The 19,863-nt window shown below is 43.7% G+C and carries 17 protein-coding genes; 4 read left to right on the top strand and 13 right to left on the bottom strand.

Translation table 11 applies throughout. The features are described from left to right. Positions 1 to 168: 168 nt before the first annotated feature. On the bottom strand, positions 169 to 1,251 hold the full coding sequence (locus PHE24_06000; protein MDD4902657.1) for a hypothetical protein: 1,083 nt from the start codon (positions 1,249 to 1,251) through the stop codon (positions 169 to 171). A gap of 17 nt (positions 1,252 to 1,268) precedes the next feature. Next, positions 1,269 to 1,505: a hypothetical protein gene (locus PHE24_05995; GenBank protein ID MDD4902656.1), complete on the bottom strand. Its 237-nt coding sequence runs from the start codon at positions 1,503 to 1,505 to the stop codon at positions 1,269 to 1,271. A gap of 365 nt (positions 1,506 to 1,870) precedes the next feature. On the opposite strand from PHE24_05995, the gene PHE24_05990 reads away from it, so the two are divergent. The 4 genes from PHE24_05990 (at position 1,871) to PHE24_05975 (ending at position 6,703) form a co-directional block, all read left to right on the top strand. Next, entirely contained in the window at positions 1,871 to 4,126 is a 2,256-nt protein-coding gene (locus PHE24_05990) for a DUF5684 domain-containing protein (GenBank protein ID MDD4902655.1), read from the top strand. Positions 4,127 to 4,269: 143 nt separating this feature from the next. Beyond that, positions 4,270 to 4,680 carry a hypothetical protein gene (locus PHE24_05985; GenBank protein MDD4902654.1) on the top strand — a complete coding sequence of 137 codons (411 nt, stop codon included), beginning with the start codon at positions 4,270 to 4,272 and terminating at the stop codon, positions 4,678 to 4,680. Positions 4,681 to 4,685: 5 nt separating this feature from the next. Next, positions 4,686 to 5,348, top strand: a complete 663-nt coding sequence (locus tag PHE24_05980) for a zinc ribbon domain-containing protein (protein ID MDD4902653.1) — start codon at positions 4,686 to 4,688, stop codon at positions 5,346 to 5,348. Positions 5,349 to 5,353: 5 nt separating this feature from the next. Continuing rightward, a complete protein-coding gene (locus PHE24_05975; protein MDD4902652.1) occupies positions 5,354 to 6,703 on the top strand; it encodes a hypothetical protein in 1,350 nt (449 codons plus the stop codon). A 66-nt stretch (positions 6,704 to 6,769) separates the two neighbouring features. Here PHE24_05975 and PHE24_05970 read toward each other — a convergent pair whose 3' ends face one another. The 11 genes from PHE24_05970 to PHE24_05920 all read right to left on the bottom strand — a co-directional run. Continuing rightward, positions 6,770 to 7,120 carry a hypothetical protein gene (locus tag PHE24_05970; GenBank protein ID MDD4902651.1) on the bottom strand — a complete coding sequence of 117 codons (351 nt, stop codon included), beginning with the start codon at positions 7,118 to 7,120 and terminating at the stop codon, positions 6,770 to 6,772. A 262-nt stretch (positions 7,121 to 7,382) separates the two neighbouring features. Then, the gene (locus PHE24_05965) at positions 7,383 to 12,434 is read right to left on the bottom strand and encodes a hypothetical protein (protein MDD4902650.1); all 5,052 of its coding nucleotides are present in this window, start codon (positions 12,432 to 12,434) and stop codon (positions 7,383 to 7,385) included. Between the two features lie 666 nt (positions 12,435 to 13,100). Further along, positions 13,101 to 13,274, bottom strand: a complete 174-nt coding sequence (locus tag PHE24_05960) for a YjzC family protein (protein ID MDD4902649.1) — start codon at positions 13,272 to 13,274, stop codon at positions 13,101 to 13,103. A 128-nt stretch (positions 13,275 to 13,402) separates the two neighbouring features. After that, entirely contained in the window at positions 13,403 to 13,933 is a 531-nt protein-coding gene (locus PHE24_05955) for an RloB domain-containing protein (protein ID MDD4902648.1), read from the bottom strand. 4 nt (positions 13,934 to 13,937) lie between these two features. Then, the gene (locus PHE24_05950; GenBank protein MDD4902647.1) at positions 13,938 to 15,149 is read right to left on the bottom strand and encodes an ATP-binding protein; all 1,212 of its coding nucleotides are present in this window, start codon (positions 15,147 to 15,149) and stop codon (positions 13,938 to 13,940) included. Between the two features lie 163 nt (positions 15,150 to 15,312). Then, complete coding sequence (locus PHE24_05945; GenBank protein MDD4902646.1) at positions 15,313 to 16,482, bottom strand: DUF262 domain-containing protein; 1,170 nt, start codon at positions 16,480 to 16,482, stop codon at positions 15,313 to 15,315. A gap of 22 nt (positions 16,483 to 16,504) precedes the next feature. Next, positions 16,505 to 17,317 carry a hypothetical protein gene (locus PHE24_05940; protein MDD4902645.1) on the bottom strand — a complete coding sequence of 271 codons (813 nt, stop codon included), beginning with the start codon at positions 17,315 to 17,317 and terminating at the stop codon, positions 16,505 to 16,507. Between the two features lies 1 nt (position 17,318). Continuing rightward, the gene (locus PHE24_05935) at positions 17,319 to 17,915 is read right to left on the bottom strand and encodes a hypothetical protein (protein MDD4902644.1); all 597 of its coding nucleotides are present in this window, start codon (positions 17,913 to 17,915) and stop codon (positions 17,319 to 17,321) included. A 12-nt stretch (positions 17,916 to 17,927) separates the two neighbouring features. Further along, positions 17,928 to 19,103, bottom strand: a complete 1,176-nt coding sequence (locus PHE24_05930) for an adenine-specific methyltransferase EcoRI family protein (GenBank protein ID MDD4902643.1) — start codon at positions 19,101 to 19,103, stop codon at positions 17,928 to 17,930. Between the two features lie 4 nt (positions 19,104 to 19,107). Continuing rightward, on the bottom strand, positions 19,108 to 19,317 hold the full coding sequence (locus PHE24_05925) for a helix-turn-helix transcriptional regulator (protein ID MDD4902642.1): 210 nt from the start codon (positions 19,315 to 19,317) through the stop codon (positions 19,108 to 19,110). A gap of 343 nt (positions 19,318 to 19,660) precedes the next feature. Continuing rightward, positions 19,661 to 19,863 (bottom strand): hypothetical protein (locus PHE24_05920; GenBank protein ID MDD4902641.1); only part of this gene is annotated, 203 nt, incomplete at its 5' end.

The following is a 19,863-nucleotide window of genomic DNA, read 5'->3' as shown; positions in this document are numbered from 1 at the left end:
GCAGAACCGCAGCTTAATTCAGCGCCAACCGCCGGCGATTGATCGCGCAGAAAATAAACCAGGCTGAAAAAGCCGGCCAGCAGAACGATCAAGCCGAAAATCATCAAATTATTCCGGAAAGCGGAACGAACTTTTTTTGTCATAATATTTTTTTCCGATCAGGCCGGACTAAGCTAATTTTGAAATAAGGTCGCGGTATATTTTTTCCGCTTCCTCTTTATGAAAATAACCTTCGCTCGCGTAGTCGCTTACCAGGGGCACGATAGCGACATCCGTGAATACTGTCCCGCCTTCTTTGGTAGTGGAGGTCACTTTTTTGGTTTGCGAAAGCGAATAGCAAGGAGTATTGCCCGGCGGGAAAGAATCGATCGCGGACAATAGCTGGCCGTCAATCACGAAATTCTTGAACAATATCCCCAGATAAGTTTTTTTGGACGCGGAATAAGGCCGGGTTGTCTTAGGCAGAGGATCGATCCCGGTGTAGCCGTAGCCACCGCCCCCGGAAAAACTTTTCGAAGAAGATACTCTTGCTTTCGGCTGGGGCGGCGGGTCAGGGTTGGGGAATTCCATATAAACCGCCTCGCAGCCCAAATATTTTCCCTCCCCATACTTGACCCCCTTCTGGGCAAAAGTTTGTTTTACTTGCGGTATTTTTTCTTTGACTTCTTTGAGCGCGGCTTGCAATTTTTTCAATTGTTCTTTCTGCTCTTTGGGTAAAGCGTTTTTTAAAACATCGCTTTGCAGATAATCGCTCATTGTCATATTCTTGGGCAGCCCGGGCGCCGTGATTCCCCCGGGTATCGGCACATCAAATCCCTGCATCGGCATCAAAGCTTTATTTTTCAAAATTTGCCGGGCGGTTTCTTCATCGGCGCATTGGACAATATCGATGTCGCTGGCCATATCCGATTCCCCCGGTCTCTCGGCATGGGGCGTTTCGGTCATTCCTTTCCATAATTTATCAAGGGATCCCATATTCATATCAGCCGGAGCAAGACCGCTCTCGATAAAACCTTTCATTCCTTTATAAAAATCATTTATCGGCCTTACGCCCGGGGTGGGAATCCCAACTTTATAAACGTTCATCTTAGGATCTCCCGAAGGCATCGGCTGGTCTTGCAGATTTTTAGGATCAATGCCGGCCAGCGGATTGATATGGTAAACCCTGATATTGACCTGATTTTCGCCGCCCATCCGGGAAGCTTCTTTCCAGGTTTTAGGCAGCGCGAGTTTTAAATTTTGCAAATTCATGGCAGTTGAGTGATTTTTTATACGAAAGATACTTTGGCGCCGGCAAAATCCGCCTGCAGCCGCTTAGCGATCTCTTTTTTTATCTCATCTTCCGCTTTAACGATCTTCCCCTGGACCTTGAAGATGTCCTGGGATAATCCGGTTGCTTTCAATCTTATTTCATTGCCGGAAAGAGAGACTAATTCCAGCGCGCCGGCCGGTACGAATCTCGGTTTGAGCTGGGCTAATGTTTTTTCCAATTCCTCTTTGGTCATATGAAATAATCAATTTATAAACGATAATAATTCCGATGGCATTGCTCTCGGACTTTTCAATAGGCAATTTTTAAATATTATGGGTCTGTCACCGAATGCTCTTTGAGCATAAATCTTTCAGATTTTGAGGAAATTTTTTTAAAAATATTGAAGGTGATATGGTGTATCAGCTGAAATATTTTTAAAAAAATTTACCAAAATATGAAGATTTAGGCCAAAACGGCATTCGGTGACAGATTCATTATACCATTTTTTTCAAAATGATTCAAAAAAACTGATTTTCTTGCATTAGCTATTTGATAGTAATATAATATAAGAATAGACCGTAGAACCTCAAAAGATAATAATTATTAAAAATAAAAACTATGCTTAAAAATCTTTCCGTGTCGTGGAAAACCGCAATCGGCTGTTTTGCTTTTTTATTGCTCGGCGCAGGCTGGGGCATTGCCGCTCAAGCGCAAGCTTTGCCGGCCGGCGGCAGCAGTTTTGAAACGGCGGTCGCGATCCAAGCCGGAACTTATCAGGGGCAAATTGCTCCGGAAGCCGATAGCTATTATAAAGTAGCGGTAAAATCCGGCCAAGAAATGAATGCTAAGGGCGGTTTTAGCGTCGCGGATGGCGAGAATACGTATTCGTGGGGAAATTTGTATCTTTATGGCGGCAACCAAGAAGAGCGGGACAACGTGTATGGCAGTGGCGGAGCTTTGGGGGCGTATCTTAGCGGATCAGCGCAAAATTTGTATATCAGGCTGGTAAATGATCAGACCGACGAAACCCTTACTTATAATTTAGAGATTGCTTTACAAAATCGTTTTGATGCCGGAAGCCAGACCGATGCCGGAGAATCTTTTGAAGGAGCGCTGCCGATTGGCTTGGGGAGCTATACCGGTTATCTGTCCGGAGTAAGCGTAATGCAAACGCCATTTGGCAACGATTTTAAAGATTATTATAAAATTTCTGTTCAAAAAGGAATAACTTATGAATTTATTTTAACTCCATCAACTGGCGACGAAGGCCAATTGACGCTATTTAACGCGAACCGGGAAACGATTGATGAAAAATCTTCTGCAAACGCGGGGAGCTTAGTCAATTTGTCTTTGGCTCCGGCGGCTAATACTGATATATTTTTAGCTATTGGCACCGGTTATAAGAGTGGAATTTTTACGTATAAATTGGAAGTTAAGTCTACTGGCGCGCAGGCCAAATTCTATGCTTGCAACGGAACAAGATGCGATGCTATGGGGAATTTCCTTTCTTTGGAAGATTGCCAGAGAACTACGGCTAAAAACTGCTATCAAGCAGCTGATTGCGGCAATGTCTGCGGATCCGTTCCGGAGAGATGTATTAAAGATTCTGATTGCCCCGCGGATTATCCTACTTGCGTAACCGGCAAATGCGTCAGCGTCCCTCCCGGACCGATGTGCACAAAAAATTCCGATTGCCCCGCAAATAATACTTGCGAGAACGGCAAATGCGTTGAAGGGCCAAATCCCCCTCCGGATACCTGCACCGACGAGTGCACTGCTGATAAAACAAAATGTTTTGATAATTTCAATTACAACAAATGCGGCGACTACAACAAAGACAGCTGCCCGGAATGGTCTTCGGCAGTCTATTGCGGCGAGGGAAATAAATGCGAAGGCGGAAAATGCGTCAAGGCGGTTGGCTGCCAATGCTCGGAATGGCAGGGAACGGAATGCGGAAGCTCCGGATGTTCGCCAGAGATGATGGCTGAAACAAGAACCTGCGCTCCGGCCGCTTGCGACGTGGAAACGGCCTGCCAAGAAGATCTGTCCTGCGAAATCCTGCCGCCGCTGCCGCCATTGCCGCCAGCATCGGATACCGGCTTTGGTTGGGCCGTGCTTTTGGGCGGTTTTGCCGCTTGGGGCTGGCTGGTTGGATTGTATCTGTTCCTCTGGCTATTGCTTTATGTCTATCTGGCCATCTGTCTGCAAGTCTTAGCTAAAAAAACCAGCACGCCCAACGGCTGGCTGGCTTGGATACCGATCGCTAACATTTTCCTGATGATCAGTGTTGCCAAAAAACCATTGTGGTGGTTCCTCCTGCTTTTGATCCCATTGGTCAATATCGTGATCGGCGTCATTCTTTGGATGGCGATCGCGGAAATAAGAGGCAGGGAAAATTGGGTGGGAATTTTGATCATCGTCCCTGTCCTTGGCCTTGGCATCCCCGGATATCTGGCATTCTCCGATAATAAAAATGGAGAAAAAACCGCGCCTACTCCGCCTTATGCTCCGACCGGAACGGCGGCGGCAAATAAGCCGACGGTGGGTTATAAGCATCCGTGCAAATATTGCGGAGAGTTAATTCCGCCGGATTCGGTCGCTTGCCCCTTTTGCGAAAAAACCAATCCCCTGGGGCCGTTCCGCTGTCCGAAATGCCATGAGCCGATCGAAAAGGAATGGAAAGTTTGCGCGAAATGCAATCAAAACTTAAGGATAATCTGCCCTTTCTGCGGCAAAGTGACGTTCTTCGGCGACCATTGCGAAGACTGCGGCAAGCGATTATTGGTAACCTGCCCGAATTGCGAACAGGAACAGCCGCCGATTGGCGACAATTGCATAAAATGCGGCAAACCTTTAAAGCCGAAAAAGGCGTAATTGATTTCCTGAATCTAATAAAAACTGATCGCGGTTCTGAAACCGAAACCATAATCCGCTGAAGAATGAGGCTCCCCGGCCTTACGCCACGGGATACGCAAGATAAACCATTCGGGCAAAACCATAATAATATTAATTTTTACATGGATAAAAATTTTATTGATTTTAGTTTGCCGCCCAAAAAGAAAGGGGTTTTCTCATGGAAAAAATTGCCTCTTGGTTTTAAATTTTTTTTAATAATCGTTTTTGAGATAATTTATCTTTTGGTAAATTGGAAAATTTCCGGAAAAATTGATTTTAAAGAAATGACGCCGGCGGATCTTGGCGTGTTTATTTTCATTGCAATAATCGGCGGGTTGATATTGGCTTTTTGTGATAATTTTGCGGAAGCGCTGTCGTTTTTATTTAATCAACCATCAAATAATCCCTGGGTGAAAGCATTTTATGTTTTTGCCGCCGTTTCGTTCGCTCTTGCCATATTGCTTATTCTTGCCATATTAGTTTTTTACCAAGAAATTTTTTACGGGGATATTTTTTATTATTTTATTAAATAAAATATATGTCTATGAAACCATTCACCGATAACTTTGCCGACAACTCCACTGACGCCGGATTTCAGTTCACTTTTTCCTGCGCCATCTGCAATGAAGGATATAAAACCGAGTTCATCGAGGCAAAGTCAACCAAGAAAGGAAATTTCTTAAAAGCCATGGGCGGCCTGGTCGGCGCCGCGGCCCAGATCGCCGGACAATATAATGTCGGCTACGGAATCCAGAAAGCCACCGATGTCATCACCGACCGGCACGAGGGCAAATCGCCGGAGTGGCGCAAAGAATACGATGCGGCTTTTGAAAAAGCCCAAGCCGAGGCTAAGGCTCATTTGCATCGCTGCCCGAAATGCACCCAATGGGTTTGCGAAAATTGCTGGAACGAGCAGGAAAATTTGTGCGTTAGCTGCGCCCCCCGCGAAGCGATTGAAATTGCTGCCGCCCGGGCCAAGAAAAAAGCCGAAGATATCCAAGCCAAAGCCGCCGGCACCCAGGTTTTCACCGGAGAAATAAAGGCTAAAAAAACAGCCTGTCCGGCCTGCGGCAAACCGGCCGGCACGGGAAAATTCTGCGGCAATTGCGGCGCTTCTTTGGATTTTATCAAATGTAAAAAATGCGGCGCGGAAAACCAGACCGGAACCGCGTTTTGCGGCGAATGCGGCAATAAACTATAATTTTTATGATCGGAGAAAACGAAAAAGAAGCCAAGCCGGCCATGGAATTGCGGCTGGAATATTCCTTGATTGATGAAAGCGGCCAAGAAGAAAAAAGAGAGGCACAGGCGCAGATCACCGGAGAAAATCTCGTTTTGCGCCCGAATTTCGGCGAACCGCTGCAATTATCCTGGCGGGAGATCCTGCGAATTTCCGCGGCGGATTATCGGATCTGTTTCGACCTGATCTCAAAACAGAAAATTTTTATTTTCAATCTTGGCTATCAATACGAGGATTTTTTAAGATCGATTTCCAAATTCCGCAACGAGCAATTAATCAAGGACTTGCTGATGGAGGAAGCGGCGAAAAAATCCGGGATCGAAGCGGAATTCGTTTATTCCGCTAAAAACGGGCAGGTAAGCAATCAGGGGAAAGCGGAATTGCGCCTTTACGAAACCGCGCTGATAGCGATCCCTGATCAAGGCGATTTTATCCGGATTCCTTATGGCAATTTTTCCGAAGTCGAAGAAGAAGATCAGCAGATAACGATCGCAACTGAAGCGGAAGATAAATTGATAATTTCCCGGATGGGAGAGCGATTAGATCCTTTCAAAAAAATCCTTTCCGAAATAATCAATGAGCTGGCTTTGCAAGCCCAGTCATTCTTCAAAGAGCTTCTGCCCGACTCCGATGCCCTGCTGATCAGAAAAGCGGCCCAATTAATGAAAGAAGGCAAAGCGGCTAACCTTAAAGCGCTGGAATCGCTTTCGCCTGAATTATATCCGGCTTTGGAAAAAAAGATGCTGGCTTTCGGGATAAAAGAAGAATATGATTTTTTAAGTTCAATGGCCGACCGGGAAAAAATAGCCCTGGGTTTCAAGCGGGGGCTGATGGGCGATCTGACCGGCGACTACCTTTGGCTTTTGATCCCGATCTATTCGGCCGATACGGGCAAGCCGGGCAATGCCATTGCTATGTCCGCGACCACGGCCGAGGGCAGCGGAAAATCAACTTATTTCTTTAGAATTTTTCCAAGGATCGCTTATCAAAAGATCCGGGATGTTGAGGAACTTCGCCAAGAAGCCGATAGATTGATCAAAACCATCAACCAAGCGATGATGGAAATTAATTTCCGCCGCGAACCGATCTATTTATCTGATGAAAAATTAAACGAGCCGGATTATTTAAAATATAAAGTTGCCGTGGAAAAATTGCCGGCCTTGAAAAATCTCCGCTCTCTTTTTATCGGCCGCGTGACCCATTCCTCCCCGGAACAATGGCAAAAAGACGTTAACGATCTCCTGAAATTCAATATCGCCGAAACCGACGATGATAAAAAATGGGAAAAGGTTGAAACGGAAGCGGCAGTGGAATAATATCTTGTAGTTAACAAAAAAATATCCGCCCGGAGCGGATATTTTTTATTTTAAGATTGAAAAAATTTAATGCGGGAAGATCAATTCGCCGACGATCATCAGAACCCAGAAAGCGCCGGACAAAATAGCCGGAACAAATCCCAGCCACAAAACCCAGGAGCGCTCCCCTTTTTTAAAAGCCTTGATGCCAATAACCAGAGCTAAAACGGTGATAATAAAGGCGGCAGCCAGCAAACAAAACCCGGCCGCCGCTCCGATATTTTCATTGCTTGCCTGATCGATCGCTGGACGAATAACTGCGGCAAAAATACCGAGAAATTGCGGTATAAAAAGAGCGACCAAACCAAGCCACATCGCCCGCCAGGCTGTTTTTGTCTTGGGCTTTTCCCTGAATTTGCTGATTATTTCTCTTCCCATTAATTTATTATACCACAATCCCAAGCTGACAAAAAACAAACCAGGCAGGCCTGTTGGCGTGAAAAAATCATTCCGCCCGATGTTTGATGCTCACCTTTGCCTGGTCGTCAGACATCATTGAAAATAATTCGATGACCGGCCCGTTCTCGCCGCTTACCGACACAATCTTGCCGGTTCGATTGACCAGAAAATAAAAAAACAGCCACCAAATAAATCGATAGCTGTTTTTATTTAAAGTTGCTTTGCTATTCTTCCGCCGATCTTATCTTTTTGCTCCTGAATAGGCAATCGCCCGAACAATGTCCCAGGCCGAAGCTGTCTTGGGCGTGTAGCCATAGATGAACTTAAAGCTCTTGATGGCGGCTTTTTCGCTGTTAAGATTCCTGTTCGCCGGCCGCAATCCGTAAGCCATAATTTTTACCGCCGCCGAATCATTGGTGTTATTCATATTAGGAACTCGCAAATAAACTTTCTTGAACTGGGTCTTGGCCCAAGCTTCGGATTTGGCGTTGGTTTCGCCCGGCCAGCGGCCATTGGCGATCTTGATCACGTCTTGCCACTCGGCTTCGGTAGCGGGTAATTTGCTGAAGGCGGCCTTATAAGAATCCACTACGCCGGCCCGCTCCCCTTCTCCCAGAGGCTTGGTCGTCGGCGTGCCATAAGCGACAAAATCGATCAAAATTGTCTTGGCAACCGCGGATACTTTCTGGTTTTTGATCAGCGCCGTAATGTATTTATTGGTTATCAAGCTTTCTTTGCCAAGATCGCGTACTGAACCGACCGCCGCTACCAGGGCATTGACATCGGCCTTGATGACAATCGCGGCTTCGCTTAAAATCTGGGTTAATTTCTGGACAAAATCATCTTGCGCCTGCTTGGCCGTATTGCCAGCTGCCGGGGCAGCTTCGTTTTTAATTATCTCGGCGGTAGTAGTCGCCGTCGGCTCGGCCAGGACACAAGACATTTTTCTTACCGCCTCCTGATCAGCGGTCAGAGTGCAATAAATCGGACTTTTCGTAAGCACGTCGCGATATTTCCAGTTGGAAACGCATCCTCCCCAATCACCATAAGTCACGGTAGCGCAATAATGAACTGCTGATAATCCGCCGCTGCCGCCGCTGCTATTTGCCGCGCAAGTCGCGCTAGCTCCGGAACCGGACAAAGTATAACCTGAAGAACAAGTGGCCGCGCCGCAAGTCGGATAAGCGTTATAAGTGGCCGCACCGGTAAGAGTGGAACAACTGGGCGTTTGGGTAGTGGCGTTAGCCCTGCTGGAATTCCAACCTTCGCCATTGGCATTATAACCGGCTACTTTATAATACCAGGTTTGCGTGGCCGACAAGCTTGAATGTGAATAACTGGTACTGGTGGTAGTGGCGATCAGCGCGCTGGCGGGGAAAGTGGTGATCGCGGTGGTAGAGGCGTAAATAATATAATAATCGGCCGAAATCGGAGTAGAGGCAGTCCAGCTCAAATCAATTTGAGAGGTGGAGATCGCGGTGGCGGTCAAACCAGCCGGCGCGGTCGGCACATTCGGCATGATCGGAGCGTAATCGGTAAAGTGGCTTATCGAAGCCGTGATTTTTTTATTGGTTGTGTCCACGGTAGAGGCCACCGGCTCCCATTGCCCGGAAGTTTCATCGAAATAACCCAGCTGTAAATTGCCTTCATCAAAACCGGTCGGCAAATCCGATTCTTTGTAAGTTATGCTCAAGGAAGCGTTATTGTTCAAACTGGTGATGGATTGTCCGGTGCTGTCTACCGCCGTGATTCTTTGCACTGAATTCGGCAAAGCCGTGGCGTTGGAAGCCGCGCGCGGCGAGGTGGTGCCAAAGGACAAACTGATCGTGCCGCTGCCCGTGCCCAGCGCGTTAGCCGGAATATCCAAACTCATATCATTCTTGGCGACTTGCCCGCCGGTGGTCGGAGTAATACCTTGCATTTCAGGAGCATTTGCCGAACAGCCTGACACGGCTGACAAAGTAATGGCAGTTGACGCATTGACCGCGATGGTCACGCCGGTCGATTGCTGATAACAAGGCGCCCCGGCAAAAACCGTCCAATTACCCGAGTCGACATTCAAAGAAAAGTCGCCATTGCCATCAGTCGGTCCTCCGGCCCAAACATCCATTTGCCCCGCGCCGACAATTTTCTTAGCCGAAACCCAGGCATTGGTAATGGCCGCGCTGCTGTTATTGACTACGCTCCCGCTGATAATGCCACCAGCCTCGATCAAAGAAAAATTCACTGTTTTATCAAGGGCCGCCGTCGTGGTGGAAACATCATTGACAATATAGCCCAAGATCTTTATACCCACGCGGTAAGCGCTGTTGGCTGGAACTTTTAAAGAATAATTGCCATCGCTATCAGTTGAGGTTGAGAAAAATCCCGGCCGACCGCCCATCTTTGCCGCCCAGACCGTAGCATTGGCAATATTAGTCGCGCCGCTTTTCACATTGCCGCTAATCGTAACCAGCGCGGCAACAGTATTAGCATCGACGGTAATATTGGTTGTACCGCCCACAGTAATGATCGTTGAAGTACTGATAATCTCGCCGATCACTGGCGAACCCGCGTTAAAGTTATAAGTGCCAGCCGGCAAAGTTAAATTAGCGATCTTGCTGGTACTGCTCGCGGTCCAAGAATTAGTGCCATTGCCTCTGCCCGTACTCGGATCAAAAACTCCGGCAAATAACGGACTAAGATTGGAAGCATTCCGGATTTTAATATGCAAGGTGCCCTGGCCTTTCAAGGGCACATTCAAAGAAGTTGATTCTCCGCCGGTAACCGTCAAGCTGGGGCTGGCCTGAAAACCGCCCAGACTGGAAGACCAGCCGCCAACTTCATAAATGCCGGCCGGCAAATACAGGGTGTAATTTCCATTGGCATCTGTTTGCGTGCCATTGCCTCCATTCGTCCCGTCAATGCGATGAGCGCCGATCTGTATCCCGCTCAAAGCCGTATCCACGCCGACATCATAAATGCCATTATCATTCGCGTCGGTGAACATTCTTCCTGCTACCGTGCCTAAACTTGCGGTATTGATGATAAAAGTCGTTGTAGCATGGCTACCTTCACCTCCCGACACAGTAACATTATTAGGCGTCAACTGGCCTAAACCCGGAGCAAAGCCCTGGACAATATAATTTCCCGGCATAACATAAATCGTGGCTACGCCATTGGAATTAGTCATGCCTTGGCCGTTGCCATTGCCATTGGCAAAAACCGGCGCGCCGTTTATTCTGTTTCCCGAGCTGTCTCGCACGACAACGGCAATATAAGAAGTCGGCTGGCTGACATAAATATTCTTCGTAGTGGAATTTCCGGTGATCGCTACCGGATAATTTTGCGGGGCGCCATAACCAGGCAAGCCAACTTCTACGTTAACCGATCCCAGAGGAACCTTAAAAGCTTTAGAATTGATATTGCAAGTCATGTTTTGCGGACCCATAAACGCGCCTCCGCCTTGCGCCACGCCGATACAAGCGCCGTTAACTCCGGTTTCAGTCCCGGCTTTCAAGACATTAACAGTCAAAGTTTTATCCGCTTTCACGTAAGCGTACGGGCCAAGATCAGTATGGCCGGCCGAAGCGATATAAACAGAAGAAATAGTTGGCGGCCAATATTCATTTCCGCTGATATCGGTAAAATTTGCCGAATTATTCATATCTCCGCCTATCACGCTGAAATTCCAGTTTTCTCCGCTCTTGATATTCAAACAAGCATAGCCGACGCCGCCGGCATCAAAGCCGGAAGGTTCGCCGGTGCAATTTTCATTATTAAATATCGGGGAAAAGGACATGAAGTCGGCGCTATAGGCCTGGACAAAAGCTTGTTTGCCCACGACGCCGTTAGTTATCATCAAAGTGGAAGAAGCGTCTGGCACGCCAAAAACGATACTGGTAGTCGCGGTTACGTTACCACCAATTACTGGCACTTGTTTTTGCGCCGGCACCAAAAAATTAGCGTAAAACGAGCTGTCGCTTTTATCATTCGGTTCAGTCTCGACGATATAATTGCAATCCAGCACATTATTATAGCTGGCAAAAGAACGAGTCGTGGTGGTTGCCAGTCTTTTTTGTCCGACAAAGAATCCCTTGTCCGGGCAGCCCAAGCCGACCAGCACCTGGCTGACTTCGCTATCCGACAACCTGACATTATTAGAGCCGCTCTGCTTGTAAACCAAAATATTAACATTATTCGTGCCGCCGATATGCACCGCCCGATCTGGCGCCGGCCCGTTATTATTATCGCCTTCTTCCATCCCAAAAGGAGAGCCGTCCATAACGCCGTCATTAGCTTTGGCGGTATAGACCACAAACCGGCTTTCCGGTCCGCCCGATCCTGCCCCATAGACGCCGGCCGTAGCCGGATTGGTCACTCCGTAAATTTTAATCGTAATAACATCGCCGGCATTAGTGTCAGCGCCGGCAGTTACCAGGGTCACCCTGACATTGCCCCAATTCTCCAAAGTCGAAGTAGAGAATGAAGCGATCGTAGTGGCGGTATTGTTGCTGATAATATCAACGCCGCTAATTGAAGCATTATCCAATAAGTCATTATAAGCGAAAGGAAAGCCAATTATTATTTTCGCTCCGACCGGGATGCTGCTGGTGGGCGTAAAAGTAAAAGTATAAGTGACATTCGTAGTGCCAAGAGTATAAGCGCTGGCCGTGATATTGGTATTTTGATCAACGATCATATTTCCGCCGGAGCGGATCAGCGCTGTATTGCCGCTAAGATGAGTGGAAGTGCTGGTGAAACTTAAAGTTGGCGGACCCATCTGCGGAGTTCCGGCTGAAAGCTGCCAAGTTAAATGATCAGCCGCCACATCAGCGCGCTGGGCCAGCGGATTGTTGATGCCGTTAAAGGTTGCGGAAATAGCCGTATCAGTGGCAATGGTGGTATGGACATAACCGAAAATAAAATTCCGCGGAGGCTGGCCCTCGCCGCCGCTGAAACTGCCTTGTTGAACGCCTTTGGAGCTCATCGGTTCCGGCGAGCTGAATAATATTATGCCTGACGTGGCAACCACGGTCGGATTGGAAATCGAGAATGGTGTACCGTTGTTGATAGTCGGAAAAATAAAACGAAGCATATCGCCGTTCACCAGCGTTCCAGCAAGGTCTCCGGCAAAGGTCCAGGAAGCGTTGGTGGCGCCGATCAAATTATCGCCTTCAGCATAGGGGGCGGCCACGGGAAGGGGCGCGGCATAAACATTGCTAACCGACAAAACAACGGCGGCAATAAAAAACATTGCCAAGAAATAAAAAACCCGCATTTTAAATAAATGCCCTTTGATCTTTTTGGTCATATTTTTGATAATAAATTTTTACCCCATTAAACCCGCTTTCGCGGCGCCGCCCCGCAGCACGGGAACGGCGATTGAACGGGGTAAATTTGCCCGGCAAGACGCGTTAGCACCAAGCAGAACAAAATTTAATTAAAAATAAATATATTCTTTTGTGATACGACAATTTTCACAAAATAAAATTAGCAGAATTTTTTGGCTGATTATATTATACCATATTCCGCGCCCTTAACAAAATACCTGAATTTGGCCAGATTTTGATTGAACTTAAAAAACCCGGCAGAATGCCGAGTTTTCCATTTGCTGTCATTAATGAACTACATCCGAACTTTTTTCAAAGAAAATCCTGATACCGAATTTTAAAAAGAAGAAAGGAATCCGTCCCGCCGGAGGCGGAACGGAAAAGAAAAAAATGAAAGCGCCATTTAGGGGGCGAAGCCCCCTAAGACCCCCAAGGAAAAAAGAGGGCGGGCAAAAAGGAAGGGGGTTGGGGGGAAGGAATTTTTGCCCGCCCTCTTTTTTCCGTCCCCGCGGGATTTCGCGCCAGCAGAGCTGGCACACCGCCTTAATTTTAATTAAGGATACAAGATTTTTCTATTTCATTAATAAATGGTATAATACCAATATTAGTAGATACCTCCTTTAACTACAACCTCAAACAATCACAAGTTAGTGTCTTGTAGGATCAACTAACTTGTAAGTGATACCGGCCTTTTCACTTGGTGGAAAGGTCTTTCCTTTTACCGCAGTAATTTCTTCGCCAGTTTCACCACCTCGAGGGCCAATCTTTTCGTATTGACCAGATCGAGGAGTTGTTTCGCCAGGTTTATAAGTATTTTTCATATACTCACAAACTTTCTTATTTTGCCAAGGCTCGACTACCTCCTTGTTGCTACTCAAGTAGCAAATCCTTAAAACTACGCATTAACAACAAACAGGTAGTAAAAAGGAGGTATCCACAAATACGAGTACTATTTACCCTCCATAATTAAAATTAATTTATTCAATTCCGATATTTCCAACCTTTTAGCGTCCAATAATTTCTTCGGAAATAATTTTATATATTCGCTTGATTCACCCCGTTTTTTCTTATCGATATAGCTTGATTCAAATTCATCCTTGCACCGGGCAGAATTTTTTCCACTCGGTTTTTTATCAAGAATCGTTATGAGCAGAGATTCCAAACAAGGAGTATTTTCGATAAGTTCAATACCTCTATTTTTAGCTTCCTGTCTGGCCTTAGTCATTTCCGTCTTCGTTTTATCGTTATCAAGAACGACTATTTTTCTATCAAAAGCGCCCGGTATCCCGTCCGCGTCAATAACAATATTTTGAGCGTCTCCGCCCTTCCCCTTTTTAACGGTTATCGCTACATTGCTTTTATAAGAATATAAACTTCTCAAGTGCTTCAAAAACATCTCCTCGTCAAAACCCTCCCCGAATACCAGGAGGGTTTTACTTGCTTGGCGTCTTTTTTTCTTGTACGGATTCGTTCTGGACATAAGTTTATAGTTTCGGAACGGCTCCATACGCGCCGGCAATATATTTTGTGTAATAATTATCATCGGCTCGAACACCGGAAACATCATCCAGCCGCCATGATTCGCTCATACCGTTTTTGTTCTTTTCAACCAAAATAATCTGGTATTTATCAAGTTTACTTAAAAGTATATGGCTATGAGTACTCATGAGCAATTGGGCATTCTTTGGATTAGTTTCCGGCTGGATAAACAAATCTAAAAGCGCCATAACCATTTCGGGATGAAGGTTGACATCAAATTCGTCGACAATCGCAATGCTTCCATTGTTCAGCGCCTGTAAGATTGTTTTCAAAATAGTGAAGAGTTGTTTTGTCCCAGATGATTCATAAAGAATTGGCAGGAATTGCTCTTTCCCGTTAAACAAATGTACCGCTTGTACATTTTTAATCGTTAAGCCATTTTCAGCTTTTTCTTTTTCAAACACGATCCCATTTAGACCAAGGTCAAAGCGGGACAATAATTTTTCAGCTTCTTTCTTTAGTGTTTCATTATCACTATAGAAAATCAACGCTTCAAACCATTGGGGAATTTTATTTGGTAAAAGATGGTCGCCGACCCAGCCTGCTTCCGTGACATTTGTTTCAATCTTTTGCCAGTACTTAAATATTTCCTGACTTTCTTTGTGATTAAATCGCACGGCAACGCTTAATATGCTGGCGTTAGGCCGCATAGAATTTTCAAATTCTTTTGGGAGATTAAAACGCTTATCATCTAATTCATATTTCCCGCTTTCGTTGTTCCACTGACGAGAAAAAACTTTTTTGCTCGTCTCTTTTTGGTTGGTCTTATTTTTAACTTTCATTTCCTCCGATATAATTTTCTTTTCATCAAGAACAAAAGTATAGGTATAAATATCGCCATTAATTTCAAAGTCGGCTGAAAGCTCGGTTGGCTTATTTTTTTGCTCACCAAACATAAATGGCTTTACCGGCAACAAAGCGGACGGATTAATATTAAATGAATCCGTAATAAGCCACTTTAAAAACGGCAAAACCTTTAAAAGATTTGTTTTACCGGAAGCGTTTGGCCCAACTACGGTTTCAATTTTAGAAAGACGATTCCCGGAGGAAGCCGTAAAATAACCGTTGTTAACGGGGGCTTTATCGTTCACGGCAAAATCGACGGTCGTCAGATCGCTGAAAGAATAAAAATTTTTGCACGAAAATGAATGAATCATATATTTATTGTTTATGCCTATACATTAGCAAAACTATGGCTATATGTCAATAACCTACAAAAAATTGTAAGAAATGCCCTAAAATATAGTATTTTAGGGCATTTCTAAATCTTTCTTGATTTTTTACAAAAACTTATCCACAGACCACCATAAACATAATTCTTTATCGATTACCTTTTGCCCGATTATGTGTCTTGCAAAGCATTTGACAGTTTTTAGATACTGTTTTGCCGCCCTTGCTCCAAGCCGCTACATGGTCGGCATCCATTTCACCAAATCCCCAAGTTTTGCTCTTATTGGCATCATGCCCCAGGGCGCAAAGCGGGCAGTTTGACTCGCCTTTTTTCTCCGCCTTAGCGGTCTGTGTTGCGTAAACAGCTTTTTTAGTCGCTTCATCAAAAACACGAACCTCGAGTAATTTCGTGTCAGTTGAGCCACCGAGAATATACTCAAAAATACCTTTGCGATTTTTAACATACGGATCAGCGTAGAGCTTTTGCACTTCAGCCGACACTTTCGCTGGATTAAACGCTTTCTTGTGATACTCCTCATACAGTCGCCCCCATTCAAGTCCGCGCATCTCGCTTTCCACGTCAGTAAACACACTGGAAACCCAGTCGATCACGCTGTTGAAATATTTTTTTAATTCATTGATATTTTTGTCAGTGCGATGACTGCTCATATAGTCGCCGATATTGCCCTTGCTCACCCAATCCAACGCGCATTCTAAAAATTCCTGACGATTAGCACTACCGGATACATACGCGCTCCATTTTTGGATGTTAGCGTTTTGGCTATTACTGAATTCTTCTTTGCCGAGCGTGACAAACGTCCCGGAATACACAGCGTTAAGCAATTCCTGATTATTAAGCGGAACGCCTGCAATATTGATCGTTTTAAACCATTCTTTTATCTCGCTTTCTTCCCCCTCGCATTCATAAATAAGCAAAAAGGTTTTTAAAATTTTATTCTGTTTGTCTTTAGCTAGGCCGCCAAAATATTGCTCCAAGCCGTTTTCGTCTTTAATGGCGAATTTATCAGCTATAAACCGACCGAGACTGGTGATGCGCTGTTGTCCGTCCAAAACTTCCAGATTTTTTTCCGAAACTTTATTAAAATAGATCAAGCCGATCGGATAACCTTTAAGCACCGACTCAATGACGGCCATTTCCTTTTTGCCGCCGTCGGACGCATAAATATAATTGCGTTGGTATTCGGGTTGAATAGTCAACTTGCCAGACAAACCAAATAAGCCCTTGCCTTCCAATTCGTTATAAACGAATCCGTCGCAAATATCTTTGACAGTGATGTTGATTTTTAAAGTTGTATTCATAATATTTAAAAATTATTAAATGCTATTTATTAAGTATCTGTTCAATTAAACTAACGGTTGCTGCCCAGAATAATTTTGCATCACCAATTACGATACTTTCACCCGTCCTCAATTCCTTTTCCGGGTGTATATAATTTCTGTAATCTCTAATAAGACGGCTAAAGTCAGCTGCTGGCTTTGTAATAATCTTGATTTCACTTAAAACATCGATATAATCCTTAAGCATCCATTCCCCTAGTTGTTTTGGTTTATGGTCTTTGCTATCTTTAGGGGTTGATTTTTGTTTAAACAAAATTGATTTATCATTAAATCTATTAATTTTTGCCATCAGTACTGATTCTAATAACCCGCCCATCATAACAGTTGATGCAAGAGGTGCTTCATACTTTAAACAGATTTCTATTTCTATCCATCTTTTATGTATTATACTAATCATCACTGGATCAGAAATCAAAACTGAAAAATCAGGTATAATATTTGAATCATTGTATACAAGTTCGCCTGACGTATCTTTCTTAATAATTATTGATCTTAACTCAATCAAATCATTTTTTAGTTGTCTAATAATGTCTCTGTAAACATTCCTTGTTGTTCTTTTATCTGAAAAATTTAATAATTTACAATAAGAATCGTGGATTTTGGAAATCTCCGCGGAATCATTAAAAAAAATAGAAAGTTTTGGTTGACAAGATTTAATCCAAGAATAAGAAGTGGCTTTGATTAAATTTTTTTCATCAACAGAATCTACTTGATTGGTTTTTTTCTTATTTAAAATTTTTTTTAAACTTTCTAATTCAGTAATGGCTTTATCTACAAATGTAATATTTTCGTGCATATTACTTTTTACCTTTTTTCTTATTTGACTTTTTCACTATGCTATTCCTCTTTTTCTTTTTGACCACCTTGCCATCACCATTGCCAGGCAAAACCATTGCGACTAAATTCTCGCCGACCGCATTCAATTTATATTTACCATGTTCAACCTTATTTAAATAACCCGATTGATTGTATACATTATTTAAAGTATTGGCCGGCTTAACAAACCTAGCCCAATCAGCCAGTCGAGCAGCTTCATTTAAATCATCGCTAATAATAAATTCCTTTCTTTGGTCATCTGGTGCCTCAAATTTAAAATAGTAAGCTACAACCGCTACAAATTGAGCATCACTGGTTGGATTTTTCCCACTAACAAAACTCTTAATATCAATTTGTTTTCTGTCGGAAGTAGACTGTTCGGGTTGTGTTTGATTAGTTGCCTTGGGCACATTCAAAGGGCTAACTATTTCTTTAACATTTGAGATATTATTCATGCCCAGTCTTTCACATGCCCATCTAATAATTCTTGTTCTTTCTTCGTTATTAAATTGTTCTAAAGCTTCGACTAATTTTTTGACCGCATCAAGGTCATTAAATGATTGTTTTTGTTCTGTCATATTTTTGAAAAATTAATTATAAACTACTTTTTTATTTTTCCTATGTTTCATTAAAATACGAGCATATGGATCATTTTGTCCTGTAATTTTTAATTGTGAGGGTTTTGGCAGTCCTTTTTCCACAATAGAAAAAAAGTGCGGATTTATGTCAATGATTTCAAACTGTTCAGGATTATATTTATCAAGAAATGTAACCGGCACACCCATTACACCTTTATAATCACTCGGTATCGCATCAGTAAAAGGTATTTCTATTGCATCATAATTGTCATATTTATCATAGGCTTTTTTACCTTTAATTTCTTTATGCTTACTATATTTTAAATTTTCTGCCATTGTCATAAGCGGCAATGGTTGATGGCGGCGTCCATGATCAAGGTTGGTTAGCCATAAACAATTATTAGTGGCGACAATTCTGTTTCCATTTTCATCTATTCGAGCTTCTGATCCGTACAATTCGTAGGATTCTGGTACGATAAATCCGGAAATCCACCTTCCCATTCCATTGCCAAGCCATGCTTTATTTTCTTTAATTTTCTGGAATATTTCTCTATAGGTTAGGCAATTGATATTGCCGATAATCAAAAACTTTTTATTATAATCAAAAATTTGTCTAAAATATTCGCGAAACAAACTGAAAGGCGGATTGGTTACAACGATATCGGATTGTTTGAGCAGACTTATACATTCATCACTACGAAAATCGCCGTTGCCTTCGAGTGGCGTCCATTCATTGTTTTTGTTTGCTTTTAATTGCTTGGCAACATCTTTTAAGTTGAATTCGCCGTCGCCATCTATATCACGCACCTCGTTGATAATAAATTTGTTAGCGGTCACCTTAGGACGGCCTTTTGGTTCTGCTGGCTTACTTACAACCTTGTCTTCATAGCCCGGAAGAAAAGAGGGCTGCAACACAAGTTCTGTATTGGCAATTGGCGAAGGTTTATAACTGGTAGTGATAAGCTGTTTTAATCCAAGCTTGTTGAAGTTTAGCACGAAATAGCGAAAAAAATTACTCTCAAACGGATCGTCGCAATTGCAATATATTACTTTTTCGCGAAAAGTATCAGGATTATAATCCAGATACTTTTCAATCTCTTTTTGAATATCAATATACTGAGTATAGAACTCATCGTTCTTTGCTTTCCTTGCTTTCTTAAGATTTTTTATTGATGATTTTCTCGCCATAAATTTATTTTATTAAATCATCAAGCGAAACACCGAGCGCGTTCGCAATTTTTTTAACCGTATCAATGGTTGGATTTGGAGTTGCTCCCGCTTCGATTTTGGCTATGGTATGAAAAGCTAAATCTGCCCTCTTGGAAAGTTGATCCTGCGAAATATCAAGCTTATTCCGATATTTCTTAATATTCTCCGCTATTACGGTTTTTTCTTTTGACATATTCGTATAGTTTTACTATTATAGTTAGCAGCCATATAACAACCTCCTTATCACTATTTAGTATATGAAATTTTTCGCTTTCAGTCAAACGAATTTTCGTTGATAAACATAATAAAATCTAAACAATAACGATATTTAAAGCGGTGCATTTCGCTCTGCAAAATGCGAAATCCCGCGGGGACGGAAAAAAGAGGGCGGGCAAAAATTCCTTCCCCCCAACCCCCTTCCTTTTTGCCCGCCCTCTTTTTTCCTTGGGGGTCTTAGGGGGCTTCGCCCCCTAAATGGCGCTTTCATTTTTTTCTTTTCCGTTCCGCCTCCGGCGGGACGGATTCCTTTCTTCTTTTTAAAATTCGGTATCAGGATTTTCTTTGAAAAAAGTTCGGATGTAGTTCATTAATGACAGCACACTTGTACACGCCTTCGGCGTGAGGGGGCTTTCTTTTCCGCCCGCAGGGCGGAAGGGGGCGAAATTTGTTTTAAAATAAAGAATTTTCCAAGCTTCTTTCGGTTCAACAATGACTTCCCCTTTCTTCAAGGCGAGGTTCG

It is taken from the genome of Patescibacteria group bacterium (assembly GCA_028707065.1).
In the GTDB taxonomy this organism is placed as follows: domain Bacteria; phylum Patescibacteriota; class Patescibacteriia; order Patescibacteriales; family WJLG01; genus JAQTUZ01.
This window is presented reverse-complemented; position numbering and strand designations above follow the sequence as displayed.